Genomic DNA, 24867 nt, shown 5'->3' on the forward strand with positions numbered 1-24867 from the left:
AACAACGTAACAGGGAGTGCGTATGGCTATAAATCTCGATAATTATTTTGGAGTTCACGCCAGGGCGTTGATGCTTCGCGAACAGCGCGCCTCGCAGTTGGCAAATAATCTGACGAACGCCAACACACCTAATTATAAGGCCAGGGATATCAATTTTAATGAGACCTTGAAGCAGGCTATGTCTTCCTCATCGCAACAGATGACGACCGACTCACCGGGTCATATTGCCGGTACCGGTGATTTCTCCTCGCAGTTGCAATACCGTGTTCCCAAGCATATGTCCTTGGACGGTAACACGGTGGATAAGGAGATTGAAACGACGGAGTTTGCCCGTAACGCCTTGTCTTACCAGGCCAGCCTGTCTTTCCTGGACGGTAAAATTAGATCAATGATGGCCGCGTTGAAAGGAGAATAATTATGTCACTGAATGCCATTTTTGATATAGCCGCGTCCGGTTTGAGTGCGGAAACAACCCGGATGACTGCGACCGCCAGCAATATGACCAACGCCAATGTGGTGTCCGGCAATCCGGATGCCGTCTATAAACCCGTTTATCCGATTTTCAGTGCTATCCAGCAGCAGGCTACTCTGGCAATTGAGCAAAAAATATCGGGCGGGGTTGAAGTGACCGATATGTTTCAAAGCAATGCTGATCCTGTGCAACGCTATGAGCCGAATAACCCTCTTGCAGATAAAGACGGTTTTGTGTATGCCCCGAATATCAATCACGTGGAAGAAATGGCGAATATGATTTCTGCCTCACGGGCCTATCAAGTCAATCTGGAAATGATCAGCACGACCAAACAACTGATGCAAAGAACATTGCAGCTAGGAGAAGGGGCATAATTTATGAGCATGTTAATTAACGGATCGAATGCGACTGGCGTCAATGGTCTCACACAGCCCGGAGCCGCGCAAAATAAAAAAGAATTGGGGCAGAAAGATTTTTTGCGTTTGATGGTTGCCCAGGTTCGTAACCAGGATCCTATGGAGCCTAAAACAAACGGTGATTTTCTTGCGCAGCTGGCGCAATTCAGTACCAATGACGGTATCACCAAAATGCAGGAATCTATCGAGCAACTGGCGTCATCCCTGCAATCCAATCAGGCTCTGCAAGCTTCGGCACTGGTTGGCCGGAAGGTCCTGGTGAACAGCGACAAACTGCAACTGGAGGCGGAAGGCGACAGTAAAATCGCGGTGGATGTTCCGGCCCAGGTGTCTGAATTGACGGCTTCCGTATACAACGCAAGCGGTGAACTGGTGACGAAACTCCCGCTGGGACAACATGACATTGGCCAGTTTGAGTTTAGCTGGAATGGTTTGAATCAAAAAGGGGAGCGGATGCCGGCCGGAAAATATACCGTGAAGGTTAACGGCATGTATTCCGGTCAGGAAGTTGCTTTAAAAACAATGACTGCCGCTAATGTTGACAGCGTCAGTCTTGGCCAGAACGGTGAAGGTGTCAAATTAAATGTTGCAGGTATCGGTTCGGTTTCGCTGAACGATGTGAGGCAGATTACCGTCTGATTTCGTCAGGATCATAATAGATAACTGTTATGGTCGCTTTTTCTGAATTTAATGTTATCCGTTACAGGAGATTGTCATGGTATTCGGAACAGCAATAAGCGGTATTCAGGCCGCAACGAAAGATTTGGAAGTAATCGGCAATAATATCGCCAACTCGGCAACCATAGGTTTCAAGAATTCCAGGGCTGAATTTGCCGATATCTATGCGAATGGGGCATTGGGAGGATCCAGTGCTGCCATAGGTCAAGGCGTGAGACTATCGCGAGTCCAGCAGATGTTTGGTCAGGGGGGATTCACGTTCAGTAACAACAGCCTTGATTTGGCAATCAGCGGAGGCGGTTTTTTTATGCTGCGCGATCAAGGCTCGACCGTGTTCACGCGAGCCGGTGCTTTTGGCGTGGATAATGATGGTAATATCATCAACAGCTCCCAGCAACGCCTGGTAGGATATACGGCAGACGCCAATGGTAATATAGGAACGGTTCCCGTTGAATTGAGTATAAATACGGCTAATATTTCGCCTAACGCGACGACCAACGTCATAGCCGGTCTTAATCTCAGATCCGACAGCACGCCGCCTACGGTCGCCTGGGCCGGAGGTGCGACACCGGCACAGGACACCTACAACAATGTCACGTCTTCAACCATTTACGACAGCCTTGGCAACTCGCATGTGCTCTCGATGTATTTTATTCATGCGGACGCGGCTGCCGCCGGTGGTACACCTAACGCGTCATCTCCGGTTGGAACCGATAATCAATGGTATGTCGCTTTTCAGATTGACAATCAAAATGTGCCTGCCAATGTCGGGCCCAATAACCCGGATAATCTGTTTCGAGCCAATTTCAACGCGGACGGTTCCTTTGCGGGGGTGACTGATACGGCGGATGCGGCGTTACCCGGTAATTTGATCCCATTATCGATGACGTTGAGTAATGGCGCCAATCCCCTGAATTTTACAGTTGACTTATCCAACAGTACCCAGTTCGGAAGTCCTTTTGCGGTGCAATCCAATGTGCAGAACGGGTTTACAACCGGGCGTCTTGAGGGGCTGGATATTGATGCCGAAGGGATTATTCTGGGGCGTTATACCAATGGCCAGTCACGGGCCATGGGCCAAGTGCTGTTGGCCAATTTTGCCAATCCTGACGGGTTGCAGAATCTTGGGGAAACCAGTTGGGCGGAAACCGGCGCGTCGGGGCAGCCTCTGATAGGTGTGCCTAACACGTCAAGTCTTGGTTTGATTCAATCCGGGGCTTTGGAAGATTCCAATGTGGACTTAACCAGTGAACTGGTTAACCTGATTGGAGCGCAGCGTAATTTTCAGGCCAACGCCCAAACCATCCGGACTGCGGATGCGGTTACCCAGACCATTATAAACATTCGATAATTATCGAGGCGGTGCGGCATTCGTTTAAAAGGGCCGTTTCAGGAATAGTCAGGGAAATGGTGTCTTGACAAATAAATGCCGCATGACAGTGCTGCAAAAAAGGTGGGGAAAAGCTATGGAAACAATCCTTTATAACATAATGAATGGTTCACAGAGTGATTTTACCCGTCAAACGATTACGGCTAACAATCTCGCCAATATCAATACGCCCGGATTCAAGGCGGATTTGTATAGTGCGCAATCCATGTACATGAGTGCGTCTTCCACGGAGATGACCGCGATGTCTGTCGATATGCCGCTAGGCAATGATTTCTCCGATGGCGAACTCATAACAACCGGACGTGATTTGGATCTGGCTGTGCAGGGGAAAGGCTGGTTTGCGGTTCAGGATGGTGGTGGAAAAGAAGCTTATACACGGGCGGGTGACTTTAAATTGACGGAGAACGGACTTTTAGTGACGTCATCCGGACGCCCTGTATTGGGGGATGGCGGCCCCATATCCATACCACCTGCCCAACGAATTAATATAGGCACCGACGGGACGATTTCAATCGTTCCCCTTGACGGGGCTCCGAATGAACTGGCCGTGCTGGACCGAATCAAACTGGTTAAGGCGGAATTCAAGGATTTGATTAAAGGAAGCGATGGATTGATGAGGTTGAATCAGGGGGGCAAAGCGACGACGGATCCTTCCATTACCGTCATCAAAGGCGCTTTGGAAAACAGCAACGTGAATGCGGTCGAGCAGATGGTTAACATGATTACGGCCGGACGGGAATTTGATGCTCATATGAAAGTGATGCAGACCGTGGATGAGAATGCCCAGAGATTGGCACAACTATTGCACGAGTAATAGAAAACAAGAATAAAAAAGACAAGGACATGCCATGCAACCAGCACTATGGGTCAGTAAAACCGGGTTAGATGCCCAGGAAAAAAATATTGCAAACATTGCCAACAACCTTGCTAACGTCAATACAACCGGCTTTAAAAAAGGTCGAGCCGTGTTTGAGGATTTGATTTACCAGAACCTTCGCCAGGCGGGCGCCCAGTCGACCCAGAGTACGGAAATTCCGACCGGTATTAATATGGGTACAGGCGTGCACATGGTGGCCACTCAGAAATTATTCAATCAGGGAAGCATCCAGAATACGCAAAATGCTCTGGACGTGGCTATTGAGGGACGCGGATTTTTTCAGGTTCTGCTGCCTGACGGTACGCAAGCCTACACCAGAGACGGTACCTTTCAGCAGGATTCCCAGGGGCAACTGGTCACCGCCAATGGTAATGTGGTACAGCCGCCCGTCAATATTCCGGAGCAAACACTAAGCCTGACTATCGGGAAAGACGGCACGGTGAGTGCCCTGGTCGCGGGAAATACGGCGCCAACCCAAATTGGAACCATTCAGTTAACAGACTTCATTAATCCTGCCGGCTTGCAGCCGATGGGGCAAAACCTTTTTCTTGAAACGGTTGCCAGCGGTGCGGCTCAGACTGATATACCGGGCAATTCCGGTCTTGGAACACTCTTGCAGGGTTCTCTGGAAGCCTCCAATGTCAATGTGGTTGAAGAACTGGTGAATATGATTCAGGCGCAGCGCAGCTATGAAATTACCGCCAAAGGTATTCAAACCGTTGACAACATGCTGCAGTATTTGGCGCAAACCATTTAATCGGGTGTGTAATATGATACTGTGCCGGTTTTTCTCATTGTTTCTGGTGATTTATCTGCTGGTTGGCTGCGAAGCGCTGCAGCCTCCTGTCGCGGGTACGGCGCCGGAATATGCCCCGACCTATCCGGTAACCCCGGATACCAAGCAGGCACGGTACAGGAATGGCGCTATTTACAGTGCGGAAACGGTTCTGCCTCTCTTTGAAACACCGAGAGCACGCCATCCCGGTGATATCGTGACCGTAGTACTGGTGGAAAAAACGGACGCGCAAAAAAGAGCGACGACCCGTCAGCGTAAAAATGAAAAAGCACAGATAGTAAATGCCGCGGTTCTGGGACGGCCTGTGGCTTTAGGGGGCGGATACACGTTTGATTTTGATTTGGATGCGAAGCGGCAGTTTGAAGGTGAAGGTCAATCGGTTCAGAACAATAAACTGGCAGGCAGCATTTCCGTCACCGTATCCAAGGTGTTGGCCAACGGTGTGATGCTGGTGCAAGGGGAAAAATGGGTCAATATCAATCAGGGTAAGGAATACATCCGCCTTTCAGGCATGATAAGACCTCAGGACATCAGGCCGGACAATACCATTACGTCGGATCGTGTCGCCAATGCCAGAATTTCCTATGGCGGTACCGGACAGATTAATAACGCGAATTCCCAGGGTTGGCTTGCCCGCTTTATCTGGAGTCCCTTTTTCCCTGAATAATTTTGGTGTAAGGACGTGTTGCCTGCGAATCACCAGGCAGCCCGAGCAGTTAAAACAGGATGGACTACTCATGCGTACAGGTTATCGGTTAGTACAAATGCTCCTGATGACGGTTCTCGTTTCGACAGTTTGTGCGGAACGAATCAAGGATATTGCGACGCTCGCAGGAGTTCGTGATAACCAGTTGATTGGGTATGGCCTGGTCGTTGGATTGAGCGGTACCGGCGATAAAACGGGTACACGTTACACGGAACAAACGTTTGGTAATATGCTGATCCAGATGGGTATTAATATTCCATCCGGTACCAAACTGAACTCCAAAAATATTGCTGCGGTGATGGTGACTGCCAATCTGTCCTCATTTATGAAAAAAGGCCAGACTCTGGATGTGAATGTCTCTTCCATAGGCGATTCCAAAAGTCTCCTTGGTGGAACATTGCTTCTGACTCCGCTCAAGGGGGCGGACGGGCGGGTTTATGCCATGGCGCAGGGAAATCTGGTGGTGTCCGGTCTGAGCGCGTCGGGTGAAGACGGTTCCAGCGTCACGGTCAACATACCGAGCGGTGGTAGAATCCCCAATGGGGCAACGGTGGAAGCGGATATTCCCAATCCTTTCTATTTTTCAAAATCATTGACCTATAATCTGCATAGTCCGGACTTTACCACGGCAAAACGTATGAGTGACGCCATAAATCAAATGATGGGGCCGGGTACGGCCAGAGCGATGGATGCCACCTCGGTGGAAGTTACGGCGCCAAAGCTGGTTTCCCAGCGCGTAGATTACGTCTCCGTTCTGGAAAATATTGAATTCATACCGGGTGAAACCGAGGCGAAAATCATTGTAAACGCCCGCTCCGGAACGGTAGTTATCAATCAGTTGGTGAGGGTAAAACCGGTGGCTGTGGCACATGGCAATCTGGTCGTAACCGTCAGTGAGAACCCTTTGATAAGCCAGCCTAACGCGTTTGCCAACGGCCGGACTGTGGTGACTCCGCAAACCCAGATCAATGTGGAGCAGAAAGCGGGAAGGGCGTTTCTGATTCCCGAGGGTACGACGTTGCAGGATATTGTCAAGGCTATTAATTCGGTGGGGGCGGCACCCGGTGATATTATTGCGATTCTCGAGGCTTTGAAAGAGGCAGGGGCGTTAAACGCCACGATCATCATGATATAGGATGAAGAAATATGGGCATGGACGGTATAGCAGTCGGCGATTTTCAGGGGCTACAACACTTGAGAAAACAGGCTCAGGAGGATGCCCGGAAAGCCTTGCCGGAGGTTACCAAACAATTTGAAGCGATATTTCTGCAATCCATGCTGAAAAGCATGAGGCTCGGGCAGCAATTTCTCGACGAGTCGAGCCCCTTCAAGGGAAAGTATCAGGAAACGTTTCAGGATATGCTCGATGGACAATACGCCTCAAACGTAGCCAATGGCAAAGGTATTGGCTTGGCGGAGATGCTGGCGAGGCAGTTGTCGCAAACCACGAACAAAGTTTCCGGTGTCTCGAAATCCGGGACGACGGAATCAATGGCGCTGATCCGACCGGAACAAGCGCAAACGCAGCTTCATTTGTCACCTCGGCTGCCAAGACCGGAAGGTGATACGGAACATCAAGTCGTTGATGATTTTGTGAAGTCGATTTTACCCTATGCTCGCCAGGCGGCCCGTATTCTCGGCCTTGATCCGAAATTATTAATCGCACAGGCTGCTCTGGAAACCGGATGGGGGCAATATATTGCCAAAGACGCGGACGGAAGCAGCAGCCATAATCTGTTTAATATTAAACACACCGGTAAAACCGGTAATGATGCTGTGGAGGTGCGCACTACGGAGTATGTCGCGAATACGCCGATAAAAACCAGAGCCTCGTTCAAAAAATACGATTCGGTTGCGGAAAGTTTCAGCGATTATATCGCACTGCTTAAAAATAATGGTCGTTATGAACAAGCGCTTGCCAACACAGGCGATCCTCATCGTTTTGTAACGTCGTTGCATCAGGCCGGGTATGCGACTGATCCGCTTTATGCCAATAAGGTGATGTCCATTTATCAGGGAGAGGAACTTGAGCAGGCTTTGTCAAGAAACGGGTATATAATAAAATAGGACAGGCCTTTATTAATTAAAGGAGTAAGGAAGCATGGCAGGTATCTTGGGCATAGCGACGTCCGGTTTGAGCGCGTTTCAACGAGCGTTTGAAGTCACCGGTAATAATATCGCAAACATCAATAACGGCAGCTATTCGAGGCAGACGGTAATTTTTTCGCAGATGCCTTCCCAGCGCTTCGCAGGGTCGTTTATCGGCAGTGGCGTGATGGTTTCGGATATTCAAAGGCATAGCGACCGGTTTGCCAACCAGCAGGTCAGAGATACTCTGACCACCAAAACACAGTATGATATTTTCTATGAGCAGGCTTCCCAGATTGACAAACTGCTTTCCCAGGACGGTACCAGCATATCCGTCAGTCTACAGAGTTTTTTTAACGCCCTGTCGCAAGTCAACGACACCCCGGACAGCCTCTCTTCCAGAGACGTTTTTTTGAAGCAGACACAACTACTGGTTGATCAATTCAATACCATGCAGCAGCGTCTGGATGAATATCAGAGTACCAATACGGCCCAGATTAAGGAAGCGGTGGAGCAGGTCAACAAGTTAACCAGAAACATCGCCGAAGTGAATAAACAACTGGCTGGCTCGCCGGATGCCCCGGAATTGCTGGATCAGCGGGATGAACTGCTGCGCCAGTTATCCGGGTACATGGAAATCAGTGTCATACCGCAGGGTGATAATAGCATCAGTGTCAGCGTCGCTAACGGACAAATGCTCGTTGTAGGCACTGAACAGCGGGACATGGCGGTGAACACCACATCCACCGGACAGTTCGGCACCCAGATTGTCATTGGCAATGGTGCGGGGGAGATTGATATTACCAGTTACATGAATTCAGGTATGCTTGGCGGAATGCTTGATTTTGAAGACAATGTCATCACGCCTGCCAGCCAGTTGCTGGGGCAGATGGCGATAGGTCTTGCGACAACCTTTAATACCCAGCATCAATTGGGTATGGATATGAATGATCAGATAGGAAAAATTTTTTTCACCGATTACAATCAGCAGGCCTTGCAGTTGGCCAGAGCGGTTCCCTCAAGCAGCAATACCGGAACCGGGGTGTTCTCCGTTGATATCAGCGATATTGGTCAGGTGCAACTCAGTGATTATGAACTGCGGGTAACCAACGCTGCTACCAATGAAGTGACGGTCACCAGAAAATCGGATGGCCAGTCTACGGTGTTAACCTTGACCAGTGCACCGCCGGCTCCCCCGGCGGGCGCTATAAATCTGGATGGCATGACGATTACCGTGGATGACCTGGGCAATCTCGCCGATGATGATCAGTTCATGCTGAGTCCGACTCGTGGTGCGGCAGGCCAGTTTCAGTTGGCCATAAGCGATCCGCGGGAAGTCGCGTTTGCCTCACCCGTACGCACCCAAGCGTCTTTATCAAATACCGGTACGGGCAGCATTGTACTTGGGGATATTTTCAATACGACGGATGTCGATAAAGAATACCGTATTGATTTTATTTCTCCCACGCAATATAACCTGGTGAATGTCACCGATTCGGTCACAACCGGGCCATTTGTGTTTACGCCGAACTCGGATAACACCATCCTTATTCCGGATTCCGTCACGCCATCCTATTCGGTCGTTGTGTCCGGTATTCCCGCAACAGGAGATCAGTTTACCGCTTCGTATAATAGTGGCGGCTATGCCGACAATGGCAATGGCTTGAAACTGAATGACATACAACAAAGCAAGATATTTGTTGGCGACACTGAAAATTTGTTTGATCGATACTCCGGGTTAATTTCCTCGGTAGGTGGAAAAACCTATCAGGCTAAACTTCGCAGTGAGGCGGCCGATATACTTCATCAACAGGCGGTTGATTTTCGCAGTAGCAAAAGCGGCGTCAATCTTGATGAGGAAGCCGCTAATTTATTACGATTTGAACAAGCCTATCAGGCAGCGGGACAGTTGTTGTCCGTTGCTAACAACATGATCGATGTGTTATTTGCCGCAATGAGGTGATGAATGAGAATTTCAACCAGTCAGATTTTTTCCGGAGGCTTGAATAATATGTTGAGGCAGCAGGCGGAAACGTTGCGCCTGCAGCAGCAGATATCCTCACAGAAAAAAGTGGAGTACCCCTCCGATGATCCGATTGCGGCGGCGAGAATCGATTTGATGAAACAACGTATCAGCTATGGTGAGCGGTTGCAAAGAAATAACGAGGCGGCGCAAGGTACGCTGAAATTTGAGGAAAGCGTTTTAAGTAATGGTGTCAATGTGTTGCAACGGCTTCGCGAACTACAGGTACAGGCCGGTAACAATTCCCTGACGGAAAACGATAGAAAGGCTCTGGCCGATGAGGCGGAGGTTTTGTTGAATCAATTACAGGGTCTGGCAAATACGCAAGACAGCAATGGTAATTATATTTTTAGCGGCAGTAAATCATCGGCTCAAACCATTACCCGCGATGTGAGCGGCCAGTTTGTCTATAACGGTGATCAGACCCAGCGCTTTCAAACCATTACCAGCGGTCTGGATGTGGCCTTGAACGATAACGGCGCCGATTTGTTTATGCGGATCCCCAATGGTAACGGGCGTTTTACCGTTGCTGAAACAGCGACGCCCAATACCGGAAACGCGGTGGCGACCTCCGGAAGTGTAGTCGATAACGCCGCCTATATTGCCGATGACTATACCCTGCAATTTGTTTTAAACACTGCCAATGAGCTGGTTGTGATGGTCAGTGGTGTGGCCAGCGGGAATGTCATTCCTCCAAGCGGTGATCCGGATGACGCGCCTCTCTACACCTCCGGTGCAACCATCAGTTTTAATGGTCTGGAGTTGACGGTGACAGGAACCCCCAGCGCCGGTGATTCGTTTGCCATTGAGCCGGCCGCCAGCGAATCGATTTTTTCAACGGTGGCGAATATGATTGATAATCTCAGGCAGCCTTTTTCAACACCGACGCAAAAAGCGCACACCCAGACTCGCAATAATCAGATCCTTGAACAACTAGACAGCGGATTGGGCAATATTATTGATCATCAGTCCAAGGTTGGCGCGCGTTTAAACCAGCTGGATGTGGCGGAGAAAGTGAATATTGATCTGGTAGACATCAGTACGGAAACCAAATCCGGACTGGAGGATGCCAATCTTGCCGAAGTCGCCGTCGCCCTTAATCTGCAACTTACCTACCTGCAGATAGCGCAGCAGACATTTGCGAGCATCCAGGGATTATCGGCATTTAATTTTATTTAACGCCGATAGTAGATGTATACTCCGATGAGATGGCCTATAGTAAGTTGAATCCCGGGCAACAGTATCTAGGCTCTGTGAACAAAAATTTTCACAGCTGCAAATACGGCTAATTGGCGCCATTTTTTTGCGAAAAGGCGGTAGCCCGTAAGGAGGCCTGCGGCCGTATTGCGGGTTTGATGTGCCAATTATGAACGTTATCCCGCATTACGGCTTCGCCTTCATGACGGGCTACAAGAAATTATTAGTTGTTGCGCAACTATAGTTGTCTTGTTTTCGAGCGGAAAAAATTTGTTCACAGAACCTATTACTGTTTCCATGTAATTTTGACAGGTTAACTGTCATTCCCGCGAAGGCGGGAAACCATTCCTGATGTGGCTCAGTGCTTGATTCAGTATGGATCCCCGCCTTCGCGGGGATGACAAAAAGACAAACATTCTGTGCAGGCCAACCTGTCAAAACTAAATGGAAATGGTACTAGGCACGAACTATAGATTGGGTCAGGATCCCAACCTGCAGGAAAATGTTTGATTTTGAATCATTGGATGTCTGGTATCTTATATCCTGTCAAACAAATGTAAAATCAAGGTCTTCTTCTGGTTCGCTATCAGAGGAAGAAATTTCGTTGTGGTCTTTGGAGAGTATCTCACTATGTACATAATCCCGGTTACTGCCCTTTGGCGTTTGCGATCGTTCAGACTTTAACCGGTCGCTAACACCCAAACTTTGTCCCATTGAACCATAACTGCTTCCAATATCCTCAAAACCCTCTATATCCGAGCTTGGTTCTCTTCTGACAACGTCTGGTTGATTCCTCGATCCAGAACCAAACCGTGAACCAAGTTTTTCCAGTCCGCTTTTGAAGCCAGCCAGCAAGGCCGTTCCGATACCCAGCGTTGCTGCGGCTCCAATTACTGGCGCCAGAGCCAGGCCGACCTGGGCGAATAGCCAGGTTACCGGCGTGGCCAGAGCTGTTAACACCGGTGCCAGAGCCGATAAAGCCGCCGGGCCGGCTATTGTGCCGAGAAGACTTAAGGCAGCCGGAGCGGCATATACGATCAGAGCGGCATAGGCGGCGACTGAAAGCAAACCGCTTGCTATACCGAGAACAGGGTGGATAGCCCATGCTGCTTTGGCGCTGGTGACAGGAGATGTAACGATTCGCGTGGCTAAAGAGACGCCTTTGAACAAGCCCTGCAAACCGTAGGCCATCAGCAATAAGCCGCTGCGTAAATATTGCGTGAGCACAAAATCAGGTTTCCAGGCAATGATCGCGTTTTTGAGGTAGCTTGCCGATTCGGATAACGTATTGAATAAAAATTCCGTAGGCAGTTTAATCAGATTAAGCAACGGATTGGTGATAAAACCAAGAAATGCGAAATAAAGAACTTTTTTCGCGAAGCCTCCCTCATGCGGCCATCCCAGAAAATAATGTTGAAAGCCCATGCGTTGCCGGGTTTCGTCATCTTCCAAAGGCATATAGGTATCGACCCAGGCTTTTTTGATGAAATCCAGGTAACCGCTTTTGACCTTGTTCTGCTTCTTTTCCTCCCCGGAATGCCTGAGTATTTTTGCAGCCTTTAAGACCGGACTTCCTGAAGTTTGAGCCAGCAGGTTGGCAGGGGTTATTCCCTCACCATTTTCCAGTATGTTTTTGGCCGCCATTACATTTGCCGCACAATGGTAGCCACAAGACACCCCGTCAAACAAGGATTGGGTGCCAAGCGTGTTGTAATGAACATCGAGGCTCTTGCGCTCAACAACGTCAATTGTAGCTTTCTTGTTGTAGTGTGGAATAAGAGCGCGTGCCAAACCGCCAAACAGGGATCCCCATCGGCTCACTTGTTGGTAAAATAATTTCCCGACATGGCTGGTTTTGGAGTCAAACAGGTTGATTTGGATAGCTGGATAATAATCTTGCGGTGGGAAATGAGCAGCTACGATGTGTTGTTCCGTAATGCCGGGTCCAATCAATCCACAAAGAATGTCATAGTCGTGAAATTCATCTTCTAATCCTGAGTGATCTTGTAAGGATTCAATGAGCGCTTGCACGTTGTTAGCATGAATGGTGGTTGTAACCAGGATAATATGATGTTCAATATCCAGATAATAGGAAAATGGGTTGCCCAGAGTATTTTCTCGAGCATCCGACCCAACCGTATTGATAGTTTCACCTTCAAGATGGTGAGATAATATTGTTTCACTATCATTGGTACCCAATGGCAGATATCCGGTCATCAGTGTAAAGCCTTCTAACTAGTAATTTTTTTATTATATTTGTTGAATATTAAGGCTTTATTAATTGGGGCATTTTGCCGAAGACACGTTTTTATAAAAGACCGGTAGCCCGTAAGGAGGCCTGCGGCCGTATTGCGGGTTTGATGTGTCAATCAGGAACGTTTTCCCGCATTACGGCTGCGCCTTCATGACGGCTACAAGACATTATTATTTGTTATGCAAGAATTGTCGCCTTGGTTTCGATCGGAAAAAAATTGATGCACAGAGCCTACGACTTGTTGCGCAGAAAAAACCAGTAATAACAATAGGAGCCGGCTATCAAACCCGCCACCATATACAAGGGATCGGTATTCATGGTGGCTAAAGCGGTGATCGCAGGGCCGGGACAATAGCCGGCAATACCCCAGCCTATGCCGAATAGCGCACTACCGATGAGCAGTTTGCCATCAATTTTTTTCTGCTCGGGAAGATAAAACCGCTCTGCGAAAACCGGCTTGGCGCAACGATTAATTAATCGATAACCAATAAACGTCGTCAGCAGGGCGCTGGCCATCACCACGAGCAAGGTGGGATCCCAGTCGCCGGTAATGTCGAGAAAATTGAGCACCTTGTTGGGATCGGTCATATTGGATACGGTTAAGCCCGCGCCAAAAATCAAACCGTTAAGAAACGCGATAATTTGATACATCAGATCATCCTCACTGTATGACGAATCAGGAAAACAGTCAGCATGGCGGTAGCGATAAAGACAAGGGTAGCCGCCAGCGAGCGTCTGGACAACCGGGCCATACCGCAAACACCGTGGCCGGACGTACAACCTTGCCCCATGCGCGTGCCAAACCCGACCAGAAACCCGGCGAACAAAAGCAGAGGCACAGGAAACATCCTGCGCAGCGGGAATTGAATGGCCGGCAGGAGATAAAAGAGAAACCCGCCGACAATCATTCCCAGCAGGAATGCCATTCGCCAGTAGGTCATTGGTTTTTCAGGAGGGCAAAGACCGTGAATCAATCCGCTGATGCCTGCAATGCGGCCATTGAGCCAAAGAAACAACACAACGCTCAATCCGATCAGCACGCCGCCTGCCAATCCGCGTATCGGTGTAAAGTGGGTTATCGTTTCCATAACTATTAAAATTCCATTAATAATGTTTTGTAGCCCGTCATGAAGGCTTCGCTGTAATGCGGGAAAACGTTCCTGATTGGCACCTCAAACCCGCAATACGGCCACAGGCCTCCTTACGGGCTACTGCCTTTTCGCAAACAATAGTGCGAAGAAAAATTGGTTCACAGAGCCTGGGTTTTCAGGTCAATCATACCTTATTTGAAAAGGTGATGTCATTCAGATGTTAAACGCTGTATTTGGCTACTTGATTCATTGCTCGTATAACCACACGTTTTTATACGATCACCTATAAAAAAATTGTATACAACACATACAAACAATCAATTTTTCCTCCAATTTAATAGTTGATAATCTAAACAGAATGATTCGCAAATAGACATTTGCAATCCATTTTTAATTATCAGTTATTAAGGTCATCAAATGAAAATCTCAACATCTGAAGAAAAAATTCAGCATCCGCAATCTGGACTAATTCCGGAAACTCTATGGAAAAGCTTTCAATCTGCCGTCAAAAACGGTCATTTGTCTGTTCTTGAGGGGCTGGCCGAACAATACCCTGAAAAATTGCAAGATATGATTGCGGCCGGAAGCTACTCCGTTTTTAGTTGCGCGGCTACAAACGGCCATGTGCCTGTTTTAGAATATCTGGCTGAACAAGCACCTGAAAAGCTGCAAGAGATGATTGCATCCCATGATTACAGTGCGTTCAGATACGCCGCTCAAAACGGCCATATACCTGTTCTTAAGTACCTGATCAAACAAATAGCTCGCGGTAAACTGGAAGACATGATTGCCGCCAAGCATTATTCTGCTTTTAGCTACGCGGCTACAAACGGTCATTTATCTGTCCTTGACTATCTGATTGAGGTATGTCCTGAAAAATGGCACAGCATGCTTTCTGCCGATCACTACCATGCTTTTAGATGGGCAGCCAAAAACGGCCGCCTGTCTGTCCTTCAATATCTGGCTTCAAAACATCCTCGAATACTGCAAGATATGATTACCGCTGATAATAGTTATGCTTTCAGATATGCCGCTAGAAACGGTCATTTACCTGTCCTTCAATACCTGATGGATGCAGTGGCCCCGGAAAGATTGCAAGGCATGATTACTGCCGGCAACTGTGACGCTTTCAGGAAAGCTGTTGCAAACAAACACACACCCGTTATCAATTTTCTGCTTTCCCAGGCTAATGTCTTCGCTTACGCCGAACAACACGGATATGAATATGGTGGGTATGTCAGCCCCTTTGTGGCGCAAAAGCTTGCCGAGCTTCGTGCCCTGAAAAATACGCTCGAGCAGGAAAGCGCCTATGCCGAGTTTGATGCCGCGTCACCCGAGGAAGCCAGGCTTCTTTTTTATGTCTTAAGACACCTTATCAGGCAAGATGATCCGGAACTTGGTAACGACATGCTGTTTTTGATCGGTATTCCGGCTGTCAAAGCACTAGCGCATCAGGAAGTGACACACCGTCACCCCAATGAACTGTTGCGTATTGCCCTTGATTTGGGAAATACCACCGCGGCCGAACTGTTGTTAGCTATTCCTGCCGTGCGTGAACTCGCGGCACAGCACAATTTTTATAGCAATGAGCAACATGGCCAGATGGATTTACGCGCTTTGGCTGAAGACGGCGAGTCGTCAATGAACGCGCTTACTCAACGAGAGAAACAGCATCTCAAAAGGGCCATCAAATATTATCAACCCGTGCTGAAACAGGCCGGTGTTTCTGTGGTGATGGAGGATTTACGTGCCACACTTGCAGAGCGGTATCAACAAAACCCGGCAACGGTTTTCATTGATAATCAAGGCGAAAAAACCTCGCTGGCTCTGCCTCTTGACTGGGGATCCTTTCAGGATCTTCATCTTGATGAATCAACTTATCGAAGTGCTCTGAAAGCTTATTACCAACATAAAGATCATTGTGCCTGGCGTTATTTATCCAGGCCGAATCCCTGGATGCACAAAAACGCCAAATACGTCAATGTCAATCCGGATAATACGGCTGAAAAGTGGTCAACGTTTGAGGAATATCAGCCCCTCATCAGCATGCTTTATCTGGCGGTGACGGATCAAACAATTCCAAGCATTGATCATCATACCGTTGAGACAAGACTCACCCATTTCATCAATGAGCTTGCGCTCATTGGACGAGCGCATAACTGGGATAAAACGCGGATCATTGCGGATGACGGCCAGCAGAGCATCACCGAGGAGTATGATGATCTCAAAGGAGACAGACCAAGTTGTTTTTCAGGCGTTAAACGCCGATTGTTCCAGTCCGTGCCTGGCCATCCATGCTTTACAATACCGGGAGAGGAGATTATCAGGCAGGAAATACATGAATTTGTCCGTAAACATTTTAAAGAGAGTATTCATGACGCTAATCGTGAAGCCGTCAAAATCGCCTGGGATAAAGGTATTTTATTAGAAGATAGAACGGATGAGGACTGGCAAGCCTTAAAAGCCATCGATATCAGTCATGAAAAACTGGATACCTTTATCCATTCATTAAAATATAAATATGGAGACGATCAGGTTTTCATTTATATGCGCTCTATTCAGGAAACATTTGCTCTCAACGACGACAGGGAAAATGATCGGGCCCACATCCTCAAGTTTGGTTACTTGCAGCCGGAACAATTTCTGGATCCTGTCAGGGAAATCAGGGAGAGTCAGAGCAGTTCACAAGCGCTCGGTCAATTCGGGATATTTGCCCAGGCAACGGATCATTCATCCATATCCGATGAAAATACCTTGCAATGCCAGGCAGATTAACTTCCTGCGCGGATGTATTGATATTATTTGTACTAATGTAAGAAGAGGGATACTGAAAAAAAGGGTAGCATAGTGCCATCTTTTAAACGAATTAACTTGAATTTGATATTGCATCTGAACGCGTTACTGAGTGAAAAAAACGTCAGTGCCGCTGCGGCTAAAGTGTTCGTGAGTCAGCCTGCAATGAGTTCTTCTTTGAAACAACTCAGGGAGATATTTGAGGATCCGCTATTAATTCCCGGTAAAGGAGAATATTTGCTTTCACCAAAAGCGAAAAATTTACAACCGCAGTTAGAGCAGGTGATGGATTATATAGGTAATATTCTGCAACCTGATGAACGATTCGATCCTCTCCGAACCAAGCGATCGTTCAAAATAGCGTTACCTGATTACGTTGAGTTAATCCTGCTGCCCTCGTTGCTATCAGAGCTTGAAAAATTGCCTGGTATTGTTATTGAAACGACTATTGAGGCAATGGCTGATGATCCTCGGCTGTTTATTGATAATAATGTGGATATATCCATTGGAGCCATCAATGAAAATGCTTTGTCATCTCAGCTTAAGGTTGAAAAATTATACGAGGAAGAAATCATTTGTTTTGCCAGCAGGAACAATTCACTTATCAATAAGCCGTTGTCTTTAAAAGATTATCTGAATAGTAAGCATATTGCATTCAGCTTTAATCAGAAAAGATACAGTCATTCTGCCGAGTACCTGCTTAAAAGAAAACTGATACGCAATGATATGCTTTTTGTAAAAAATATATTGCCGGCTATTTTTGCAGTGGCGAATTCGGATCTGGTTATTTCCACGGCCCCGCGCTTTTTAATTGATATTTTTTCCACCCAGTTTAATTTGGGAATGCAACCTTTGCCTTTCAGTCTTCAACCAACCCCTATCTATCTTGTAAGGCACAGTAAGAGTGAATACGATGAGGGCGTACATTGGCTGGCCGGACTAATAAGTTCTTGTATTAAAAATCTTTCCTTAAGAGACGGGTTATATTCCTGATTTATTCAGGTGATACAGGATTGGCGGGTTGTTTTTACTGAAAATGTTTATTATGCTGCGGTGACTGGTGAATGAAAGGAAGTAATGCAAATGAAACAGTGGATGTGTTGCGCGCTAGCACTTGGCGTCAGTTTTTATGCCGGCTCCGTATCGGCCTCCCCAAAGGCCATGGTCACTCATAATCAAACCAGCATGACTACCAATGCCTATGTGGACGGCGTTGCGGCACCAAAACCCGCCATGCCCCATTCAACAACCAGCGTACCCTGGTTTTTTGTCAAGGCTGGTTGTGACAAACATGTGGGGGATGGTATTTGTCCTGCGGTTATCAAAATGAATATCGATTCGGATTCCCCTATAGAAGTCGGTACTCTTTATGTCGATCTGCATAGTGGTGTGATAAGTCCGGCTGAAATTTCGGCCCATGGTTTTACTATAACCGTGAATGCGCCCGGTGAGATAACAGTCATGGAAGAGTGACCTGACACCAATTACGGTAAGGTTTCAATTGCTTGGTAGAGCAGGCATGGAGCAACAATTTTTTATCGCTGCCAATTGCCTGCAATTCAGCGTTTAGGGCCTGATATAACCTGATCCAACTCTTCTTTAAGCCTTGTTTCTTTGGAAAAAAATGCCTTATACAATGGCTTGATTCCGACGCTCAAAACATCCGTTAATTTTTGTAAAAATGGTTTTTCAGACCATTCAGGTTTATTTTTCAAGCAGATATCTAATGCTTGTTTTGCTTCAGATTTATCGGATTCGTCTAAAATTCTCTTGTTATGTATCCTTTCATCCAATGCTGAAATGGCCTCGTATCGATTTAATAATTTTTGTTGTTTCGGCGTGATTTCGCCTTCATTCAAACTCACAATACTGTTATCCTCCGAGCTTATGATAAAGCCTTTTTCTTCAATTTTATTCGCCAGGTGTGCTCTATAGTCGGCAACTATTTTTTTTGTTTTACTTGCCACTTGTTCGGAATTAACGGTGTCTATTGACTGATACATATCCAGTAGCCGGAAAGCGTCCTCATCTTGTCCTCCCAATAAATCGTATATTTTTTCAATTTTTTTCAGAGAATCTTTATTTATGGCGGGGTGTTTATTATTTGCCAAATTTCTTACCACTTCAAGCCAGTTATCGGCTTGTTTTATAGGATCAAATTCCCCGGGAGCGACGTGTTGTTCAAAATCAGATTTCAGTTGTGGTAAAAAATTCTGAATTTTTGGTAAATAATTCGGGTTATCTAATTGTTCGAGCTTCAACTTGTCTAACTTATCGAACGTTTTTTTCATGATAAATGGTCAAAAAAAATACTTGTAAGTTTGTATTAGCACATTTGCTGCAGAAATAAGCTAGGTGTACAGAGCCTGGTACTCTTTCCATTTAGTTTTGACAGGTTGGCTTGTACAGAATGTTTGTCTTTTTGTCATCCCCGCGAAGGCGGGGATCCATACTGAATCAAGCACTGAGCCACATCAGGAATGGTTTCCCGCCTTCGCGGGAATGACAGTTAACCTGTCAAAATTAAATGGAAACAGTACTGATACTACAATGGTATTTTGAAAAGGATCCCTTTGTCATCCCCGCGAAGGCGGGGATCCATACTGAATCAAGCACTGAGCCACATCAAGAATGGTTTCCCGCCTTCGCGGGAATGACAGTTAACCTGTCAAAATTAAATGGAAACAGTATTGGTACTACAATGGTATTTTGAAAAGGATCCCTTTGTCATCCCCGCGAAGGCGGGGATCCATACTGAATCAAGCACTGAGCCACATAAGGAATGGTTTCCCGCCTTCGCGAGAATGACAGTTAACCTGTCAAAATTAAATGGAGACAGTATTGGTACTACAATGGTATTTTGAAAAGGATCCCTTTGTCATCCCCGCGAAGGCGGGGATCCATACTGAATCAAGCACTGAGCCACATCAGGAATGGTTTCCCGCCTTCGCGAGAATGACAGTTAACCTGTCAAAATTAAATGGAAACAGTACTGATACTACAATGGTATTTTGAAAAGGATCCCTTTGTCATCCCCGCGAAGGCGGGGATCCATACTGAATCAAGCACTGAGCCACATCAAGAATGGTTTCCCGCCTTCGCGGGAATGACAGTTAACCTGTCAAAATTAAATGGAAACAGTATTGGTACTACAATGGTATTTTGAAAAGGATCCCTATTTATGTGCTCATTTTTACTCATTGATTGTCATCTTTGCGCAGGCGGGGATCTATTTTAACGTGAATAGATTCCCGATTTCTCGGGAATGACAGAACTTACCATTGTAGACTGGATTCTGTGCACTGGTATTATTTTATCGGGTTGCCGGTAGGGGAAGATTGTATGGGTGCCGTAGACGAGCCGCGGCACGCAGGTGGTGGGATGAGTGGTCAATATACCTTTGACAGCCCAACCTGCCATTAAAGCCACTTTTCGGGTATTACTTTTCCTCGCTTATATTTATCAAGTTGTCAATATGGTTTAGAATGTTTTCTATCAATGCCGCAGTGGATAGTAACAAGCTGTGATGCTTATACATGAAATAGGACTTGCATGAACATCATTAAGATTATCTCCTGTGCCTTGATATTACTTTTGCAGTCTTGCAGCAGCCTTGGCCCATATAAAACGCAAGTTGAGCGTTTAAGTTACAATTACTCCTTGCATAACAGTGAAAATCAGCAGCTCCTGCTCAATATAGTCCGCTTACGTTATTTCGATAATATCTATTTTTTATCGCTCAATAACATCGTAGCCCAGATGAGTTTAGCCACCTCTTTAAGAGCCAATATAGCTAAAATAGAAAAGGGTCCATTATCCGGATTCGCAGAGGGCGATGTTGGTTATCAGGAACGACCAACCATTACTTATACGCCCTTGCAAGGCGAGGACTTTGTCAAGCGACTTTTAATTCCGATTGATCTCAAAGTGGTCTATGCCTTGCTACGTTCAGGCTGGGGAATCAATCATGTCTTCCGAATGGTCATTCAGCGAATTAATCATATTAATAACGCCGTCAGTGCCTCCAGAATCGTAGGAAGCCACATCCCGCACTTTAAAAAATTCAAAAGCCTCAGTTGGGTATTTTACTATTTTGAGGAACGCGGAAATCTTGATATTACATACGGTAAAATTCATGGTTATTTTGCTATCAAGCTCACGTTTCATGGTATTGACAAAATTCCAGCCTCGGGTAAAAAATTGCTGCGCGAATTACATATCACCCCGCAAACGCCCTATATCTGGTTGGTTGCCAAGCAAGATAACCAACCCCATCATGCGTATATTGAGACTCGCAGCATACTGGGCTTTTTAAATTACATGTCCAAGGGCATCGTCGTTCCCGAAGAGCTCATCAAGCACAATCAGGTGCCAATGACCCGTTATCCAAACGGGAAAATATTTGATTGGAATCAAGTTACACAAGGGATGATAACCATCCGCGCCAGCCGTGAGCATCCGAGGAATACTTATGTGAAAGTCTATTACAATGGGTATTGGTACTATATCCCGAACAACGATTTCCATTCCAAGGAAACGTTTATCCTGTTAAATATTTTTTATGGTTTCCAGCAGGGTAAAATAACTAATGATGTGCCGGTATTTACCGTAAGCTAAGATATGGATCATGAGCTCAAGACCACCAAGTTTTTACAGGCGTTTTATAAAATTTCTGCTGACAGAACCAGATACGCTCATTCACACCTGCAAGACGCTGAAGAAAGCCTCCAGGGAACATAAGCAAAGCTTCGGTAAAACTGTGCGTGAAGCCCACCGGCTGTTATACCAATATGGCTTTTCTCCGCAAGAAGCCTACCCTTTGGGTTTGCTCGATTTATTAAACAGGCACGAGGATGTGCCGTTTTTGAGTAAGGCAATAATTGAGGCCCGGCAACAACAAATAAATCCGCCCGGCTGGAATATCCTGTTGAAAGACAAGAGTCTCTTCTACCGTCATTGCCAGGCTCTGAATTTGCCGATCCCGCAAATTTATGCTTATTTTTTTTCTAATGAGGCGGGATGGTGCAATACAAATGACGCGTTATTAACAAAAGACGACTGGATTGATTTTTTCAACACCCGATTACCGCAACGCTTCATCGTCAAACCATCCATGGGATCACACGGAGAAGGCGTCAAACGCTATCAGAATCTTGGTGGAGGGTTTTGTGATCATAAATCAGAATATATAGATAGCGAAACACTCTATCATCGTCTCAAATCCGATCCCGGGTATCAAAGTTTCGTTATCCAGGAAGTCATGACAAACCATACCAGAATAAAGGAACTAAGTGGAACCGACGCGTTACAAACGCTCAGAATTACCACCCTCCTTGATGATAATAAACACTTTCGCATCCTGCATGCCTGTTTCAAAACGATAGTGGGAACAGGCATCGTAGATAATCACCATAGCGAGGGCTGTCGCAATTTACTATCCGATGTCTGCCTTGATACCGGGGCATTGATTCGAACCATCACCACTTTTGAAAAAAACGGGTTGCGATCAGACATTAAATGCCACCCCGTTACAGGTCATTCATTAACAAACTTTCCATTGCCCATGTGGACAGAAGCGTGTGAGCTGGCATTACAAGCGGCACGCTCGTTTCAACCGTTACGAACGGCAGGATGGGATATCGCACTCAGTGAAGACAAGCCTGTCCTGATAGAGGGCAATCAAAATTGGGATCCTCCCAATTTCTCCCGGTGATAATTTGATGTGGAAAATCTTTACAACAGGCAGCGAAAGTGCTTTATATAAAACAGGGATAAATTACGGTAATGAGTAGGCGAATGAATCAGGAAGTGGACATTGTAACATCAGAACTTATACCTGAGAAATTTACTTCCAACGTTCCGGTCATGATAAAACAGGACATGGGGCAGAGGCCCCGGTTTTTTGATTGGGATCCCGGGCAACTCCGGGAAAAAATTGGCGACAAACTCGTCCTGGTGGATCACTCCCATGACGGCCTGTTCCGGGTTGATCCTGACGCCGCGACGTATGAAGACAAAATGGAGAAACTACCGTTCAACCGTTTTCTCGATAAAATCAGCCACAATCCAGCAACGAGGGATTATCTTTACCTGATCCATAGTTCCATTCCCGGACATTACCCCGAATTGATGAAAGAAATCGATATCCCCCACTATGTTGACCAGGAACGATTACGCCATATCAATTTGTGGGTGGGCCAGGCCGGAAACGTTTCCCCCTTGCATTTCGATACCAATAACAATGTGTTGTGTGAAATTTATGGCCGCAAAAAAATATTCATTTATCCGCCAAACCAGATGAGCTTGCTTTACCCTTACAGTTGTTTTAGCCGGGCACCCTATGTTAGTCCTGTCCGGGCTACCGAACCCGATCTTGATAAATATCCGAAATTTTCACAGGCAAAACCTGTCGAGATCATCCTGCATCCTGGAGATATCTTATATATTCCCCCTTTTTGGTGGCATCAGGTTTATAATCTGGATTTAACCATTTCGGTAAATTTCTGGTGGCGCCTTTACCGACACCAATGCTGGCAACGGAGCTATGCCAGAATTGTAATATACCGTTTGTACAATCGCTGTATGGATTTTTTTAAACGAAGCGTAATCCCTGAACAAGGGAGCAATTGAGCCATCATGGTTAACCATGTTCAAGAGAAACTTGCCTGTCAGGCGGATGAAGCCGAATCCGGAGTTACCGCGATCATTGGTTTGGATGGATTTGGCGCCAGTTGTATGGAATTTCTGGCCAGGCGCGGTGCAAAGATGTCAGGCACCTACAATCTGGATGAAATTAAACATTTGATTAGTCCCCGGTTGTATGCGGACTTATGTCAATCCGTAGACAAAATACGGCTGTCCTGGCCTGATATTGAAATAAATGCCAATTTTTTTGATGAAAAGTTGCTGGACAAGGCTGACCGATTTGTATTGAGTCCCGGGATATCTTACTGGAGCCCTTTTTTAAATAAATACAAAGACAAAGGGATCCCCATTTTTACCGAGCTGGATTTATTCAGGCGTTACACCAGCGCACCAATGGTTGCCGTTACGGGTACCAATGGCAAGAGTAGCGTCACCGATTTGGTATCGACGATGCTTGGTGTTGCCCGGAGAAATATTATTACAGGCGGTAATTTCAAAACCCTGATGATGGATTTGATAGCCCCTGAAGAACCTGAAATGTATCTTCTGGAACTATCAAGCTTCCAGTTGGAGGCCGTTACATCGTTACCATTGAAAACCGCCGCTCTTCTCAATATCAGTCCTGACCACATGGATCGCTATCCAAATTTTTCGGCTTATCGCCGTGCCAAGTTTAATATTTTTAACCATTGTGAGCATGCCGTTATTCATCGGGACATTAAGATTGATCATTCGGTTATTAAAAACGGAGCTAACATTATTCGTTTTGGTTTGCAAAATCCCAGTCACGATGAATTTGGCATCAAAAACCATAAAAAACGGGATTATCTGGCCTATGGACAGGACTGTCTTATCGCTTTGGACGATTTGACCCAAAATGGCAAACATCATTATGAAAACATACTGGCCGCAATGGCCATTGCCCATACCATCGGTATTTCCGTTGAAGACATGCGCCACGCGATCAAGAGTCATAAAAGTCTGGCACATAGCTGTCAATTCATTACCTGTCACGAGCAAATCAGCTGGTTTAATGATTCTAAAGCCGTTAATGTAGCAGCATGCCTTAATGCTATTGACTATGTGCGTTCAAAGGTCAGCGGGCAACTTGTTCTGATAGCCGGAGGGTTTTCTCGTCCCGCGGACTTTACTCCCTTGCAATCCGTTGTTAAACAACACGTCAAACACGCCATTCTTTTCGGTAAAAGTGCCGTCAGGTTACGTGAAGCCCTTGAAGGGGTTACGCCAGTAACCATCGTCAATACATTGAAAGACGCGGTAACAAATGCGAATAAAATAGCCAATGCGGGAGATGCCGTTCTTTTGTCTCCGGCTTGTGCCAGTTACGATATGTTTAAAAACTACAAACACCGTGGCGATGAGTTTGTAAAATGCGTCACAAAGATAACACAACAACCCTGAGTGTCTAAAGAGGATTTAA

At 46.5% G+C, this 24867-nt stretch carries 22 protein-coding genes; 18 read left to right on the forward strand and 4 right to left on the reverse strand.

Going from position 1 to position 24867, the window contains the following annotated elements; all coding sequences use genetic code 11:
- Window positions 1-22: 22 nt before the first annotated feature.
- The 11 genes from flgB (at window position 23) to flgL (ending at window position 10625) form a co-directional block, all read left to right on the forward strand.
- Entirely contained in the window at window positions 23-415 is a 393-nt protein-coding gene (gene flgB / locus CKW05_RS06110; protein ID WP_058483316.1) for a flagellar basal body rod protein FlgB, read from the forward strand.
- A gap of 2 nt (window positions 416-417) precedes the next feature.
- On the forward strand, window positions 418-846 hold the full coding sequence (gene flgC, locus CKW05_RS06115) for a flagellar basal body rod protein FlgC (RefSeq protein ID WP_058483317.1): 429 nt from the start codon (window positions 418-420) through the stop codon (window positions 844-846).
- 3 nt (window positions 847-849) lie between these two features.
- Complete coding sequence (locus CKW05_RS06120) at window positions 850-1527, forward strand: flagellar hook assembly protein FlgD (protein ID WP_058483318.1); 678 nt, start codon at window positions 850-852, stop codon at window positions 1525-1527.
- A gap of 76 nt (window positions 1528-1603) precedes the next feature.
- Window positions 1604-2917: a flagellar hook protein FlgE gene (gene flgE / locus CKW05_RS06125; protein WP_058483319.1), complete on the forward strand. Its 1314-nt coding sequence runs from the start codon at window positions 1604-1606 to the stop codon at window positions 2915-2917.
- Between the two features lie 115 nt (window positions 2918-3032).
- A complete protein-coding gene (gene flgF, locus CKW05_RS06130) occupies window positions 3033-3770 on the forward strand; it encodes a flagellar basal-body rod protein FlgF (protein ID WP_058483562.1) in 738 nt (245 codons plus the stop codon).
- 34 nt (window positions 3771-3804) lie between these two features.
- A complete protein-coding gene (flgG, locus tag CKW05_RS06135; protein WP_058483320.1) occupies window positions 3805-4590 on the forward strand; it encodes a flagellar basal-body rod protein FlgG in 786 nt (261 codons plus the stop codon).
- Between the two features lie 13 nt (window positions 4591-4603).
- Window positions 4604-5296, forward strand: coding sequence for a flagellar basal body L-ring protein FlgH (gene flgH, locus CKW05_RS06140; RefSeq protein WP_058483321.1), 693 nt, complete (start codon window positions 4604-4606; stop codon window positions 5294-5296).
- Window positions 5297-5366: 70 nt separating this feature from the next.
- A complete protein-coding gene (locus CKW05_RS06145) occupies window positions 5367-6470 on the forward strand; it encodes a flagellar basal body P-ring protein FlgI (RefSeq protein WP_058483322.1) in 1104 nt (367 codons plus the stop codon).
- Window positions 6471-6481: 11 nt separating this feature from the next.
- Complete coding sequence (flgJ, locus tag CKW05_RS06150; RefSeq protein ID WP_058483323.1) at window positions 6482-7402, forward strand: flagellar assembly peptidoglycan hydrolase FlgJ; 921 nt, start codon at window positions 6482-6484, stop codon at window positions 7400-7402.
- 34 nt (window positions 7403-7436) lie between these two features.
- Window positions 7437-9386, forward strand: coding sequence for a flagellar hook-associated protein FlgK (gene flgK, locus CKW05_RS06155; protein ID WP_058483324.1), 1950 nt, complete (start codon window positions 7437-7439; stop codon window positions 9384-9386).
- 3 nt (window positions 9387-9389) lie between these two features.
- The gene (gene flgL / locus CKW05_RS06160; protein ID WP_058483325.1) at window positions 9390-10625 is read left to right on the forward strand and encodes a flagellar hook-associated protein FlgL; all 1236 of its coding nucleotides are present in this window, start codon (window positions 9390-9392) and stop codon (window positions 10623-10625) included.
- Between the two features lie 564 nt (window positions 10626-11189).
- Here flgL and CKW05_RS06165 read toward each other — a convergent pair.
- From CKW05_RS06165 to CKW05_RS06175, 3 genes are all read right to left on the reverse strand, one after another.
- A complete protein-coding gene (locus tag CKW05_RS06165) occupies window positions 11190-12860 on the reverse strand; it encodes a sulfite exporter TauE/SafE family protein (RefSeq protein ID WP_058483326.1) in 1671 nt (556 codons plus the stop codon).
- 268 nt (window positions 12861-13128) lie between these two features.
- Complete coding sequence (locus CKW05_RS06170; RefSeq protein ID WP_058483327.1) at window positions 13129-13548, reverse strand: DUF6691 family protein; 420 nt, start codon at window positions 13546-13548, stop codon at window positions 13129-13131.
- Window positions 13548-13985, reverse strand: coding sequence for a YeeE/YedE family protein (locus tag CKW05_RS06175; RefSeq protein ID WP_058483328.1), 438 nt, complete (start codon window positions 13983-13985; stop codon window positions 13548-13550). Before CKW05_RS06175 ends, CKW05_RS06170 begins: the two co-directional genes overlap by 1 nt.
- Before the next feature lie 420 nt (window positions 13986-14405).
- On the opposite strand from CKW05_RS06175, the gene CKW05_RS06180 reads away from it, so the two are divergent.
- The 3 genes from CKW05_RS06180 to CKW05_RS06190 all read left to right on the forward strand — a co-directional run bounded on the left by CKW05_RS06180 (window position 14406) and on the right by CKW05_RS06190 (window position 18254).
- Window positions 14406-16763, forward strand: a complete 2358-nt coding sequence (locus tag CKW05_RS06180; RefSeq protein WP_058483329.1) for an ankyrin repeat domain-containing protein — start codon at window positions 14406-14408, stop codon at window positions 16761-16763.
- A gap of 69 nt (window positions 16764-16832) precedes the next feature.
- Window positions 16833-17774 (forward strand): LysR family transcriptional regulator LelA, encoded by a 942-nt coding sequence (gene lelA, locus CKW05_RS06185; protein ID WP_058483330.1) that lies wholly within the window; start codon window positions 16833-16835, stop codon window positions 17772-17774.
- Between the two features lie 90 nt (window positions 17775-17864).
- Window positions 17865-18254 (forward strand): hypothetical protein, encoded by a 390-nt coding sequence (locus CKW05_RS06190; protein WP_058483331.1) that lies wholly within the window; start codon window positions 17865-17867, stop codon window positions 18252-18254.
- 86 nt (window positions 18255-18340) lie between these two features.
- Here the strand turns inward: CKW05_RS06190 and CKW05_RS06195 are convergent, their stop codons facing one another.
- The gene (locus CKW05_RS06195; RefSeq protein WP_058483332.1) at window positions 18341-19072 is read right to left on the reverse strand and encodes a hypothetical protein; all 732 of its coding nucleotides are present in this window, start codon (window positions 19070-19072) and stop codon (window positions 18341-18343) included.
- Between the two features lie 1261 nt (window positions 19073-20333).
- On the opposite strand from CKW05_RS06195, the gene CKW05_RS06210 reads away from it, so the two are divergent.
- From CKW05_RS06210 to murD, 4 genes are all read left to right on the forward strand, one after another.
- Window positions 20334-21398, forward strand: a complete 1065-nt coding sequence (locus CKW05_RS06210; RefSeq protein ID WP_058483868.1) for a hypothetical protein — start codon at window positions 20334-20336, stop codon at window positions 21396-21398.
- A gap of 10 nt (window positions 21399-21408) precedes the next feature.
- On the forward strand, window positions 21409-22494 hold the full coding sequence (locus CKW05_RS06215; protein ID WP_058483867.1) for a sugar-transfer associated ATP-grasp domain-containing protein: 1086 nt from the start codon (window positions 21409-21411) through the stop codon (window positions 22492-22494).
- Between the two features lie 71 nt (window positions 22495-22565).
- Complete coding sequence (locus tag CKW05_RS06220) at window positions 22566-23411, forward strand: cupin-like domain-containing protein (protein WP_082642798.1); 846 nt, start codon at window positions 22566-22568, stop codon at window positions 23409-23411.
- A 6-nt stretch (window positions 23412-23417) separates the two neighbouring features.
- The gene (gene murD, locus CKW05_RS06225; RefSeq protein WP_058483865.1) at window positions 23418-24848 is read left to right on the forward strand and encodes a UDP-N-acetylmuramoyl-L-alanine--D-glutamate ligase; all 1431 of its coding nucleotides are present in this window, start codon (window positions 23418-23420) and stop codon (window positions 24846-24848) included.
- Window positions 24849-24867 lie beyond the last annotated feature (19 nt).

Source organism: Legionella spiritensis (assembly GCF_900186965.1).
Classification (GTDB): Bacteria; Pseudomonadota; Gammaproteobacteria; order Legionellales; family Legionellaceae; genus Legionella_C; species Legionella_C spiritensis.

What these genes read in the sequence shown, in the direction of transcription:
- flgB (WP_058483316.1), top strand. Translation starts at nt 23, where the DNA reads ATGGCTATAAATCTCGATAATTATTTTGGAGTTCACGCCAGGGCGTTG.
- flgC (WP_058483317.1), top strand. Translation starts at nt 418, where the DNA reads ATGTCACTGAATGCCATTTTTGATATAGCCGCGTCCGGTTTGAGTGCG.
- CKW05_RS06120 (WP_058483318.1), top strand. Translation starts at nt 850, where the DNA reads ATGAGCATGTTAATTAACGGATCGAATGCGACTGGCGTCAATGGTCTC.
- flgE (WP_058483319.1), top strand. Translation starts at nt 1,604, where the DNA reads ATGGTATTCGGAACAGCAATAAGCGGTATTCAGGCCGCAACGAAAGAT.
- flgF (WP_058483562.1), top strand. Translation starts at nt 3,033, where the DNA reads ATGGAAACAATCCTTTATAACATAATGAATGGTTCACAGAGTGATTTT.
- flgG (WP_058483320.1), top strand. Translation starts at nt 3,805, where the DNA reads ATGCAACCAGCACTATGGGTCAGTAAAACCGGGTTAGATGCCCAGGAA.
- flgH (WP_058483321.1), top strand. Translation starts at nt 4,604, where the DNA reads ATGATACTGTGCCGGTTTTTCTCATTGTTTCTGGTGATTTATCTGCTG.
- CKW05_RS06145 (WP_058483322.1), top strand. Translation starts at nt 5,367, where the DNA reads ATGCGTACAGGTTATCGGTTAGTACAAATGCTCCTGATGACGGTTCTC.
- flgJ (WP_058483323.1), top strand. Translation starts at nt 6,482, where the DNA reads ATGGGCATGGACGGTATAGCAGTCGGCGATTTTCAGGGGCTACAACAC.
- flgK (WP_058483324.1), top strand. Translation starts at nt 7,437, where the DNA reads ATGGCAGGTATCTTGGGCATAGCGACGTCCGGTTTGAGCGCGTTTCAA.
- flgL (WP_058483325.1), top strand. Translation starts at nt 9,390, where the DNA reads ATGAGAATTTCAACCAGTCAGATTTTTTCCGGAGGCTTGAATAATATG.
- CKW05_RS06165 (WP_058483326.1), bottom strand. Translation starts at nt 12,860, where the DNA reads ATGACCGGATATCTGCCATTGGGTACCAATGATAGTGAAACAATATTA.
- CKW05_RS06170 (WP_058483327.1), bottom strand. Translation starts at nt 13,548, where the DNA reads ATGTATCAAATTATCGCGTTTCTTAACGGTTTGATTTTTGGCGCGGGC.
- CKW05_RS06175 (WP_058483328.1), bottom strand. Translation starts at nt 13,985, where the DNA reads ATGGAAACGATAACCCACTTTACACCGATACGCGGATTGGCAGGCGGC.
- CKW05_RS06180 (WP_058483329.1), top strand. Translation starts at nt 14,406, where the DNA reads ATGAAAATCTCAACATCTGAAGAAAAAATTCAGCATCCGCAATCTGGA.
- CKW05_RS06190 (WP_058483331.1), top strand. Translation starts at nt 17,865, where the DNA reads ATGAAACAGTGGATGTGTTGCGCGCTAGCACTTGGCGTCAGTTTTTAT.
- CKW05_RS06195 (WP_058483332.1), bottom strand. Translation starts at nt 19,072, where the DNA reads ATGAAAAAAACGTTCGATAAGTTAGACAAGTTGAAGCTCGAACAATTA.
- CKW05_RS06210 (WP_058483868.1), top strand. Translation starts at nt 20,334, where the DNA reads ATGAACATCATTAAGATTATCTCCTGTGCCTTGATATTACTTTTGCAG.
- CKW05_RS06215 (WP_058483867.1), top strand. Translation starts at nt 21,409, where the DNA reads ATGAGCTCAAGACCACCAAGTTTTTACAGGCGTTTTATAAAATTTCTG.
- CKW05_RS06220 (WP_082642798.1), top strand. Translation starts at nt 22,566, where the DNA reads ATGAGTAGGCGAATGAATCAGGAAGTGGACATTGTAACATCAGAACTT.
- murD (WP_058483865.1), top strand. Translation starts at nt 23,418, where the DNA reads ATGGTTAACCATGTTCAAGAGAAACTTGCCTGTCAGGCGGATGAAGCC.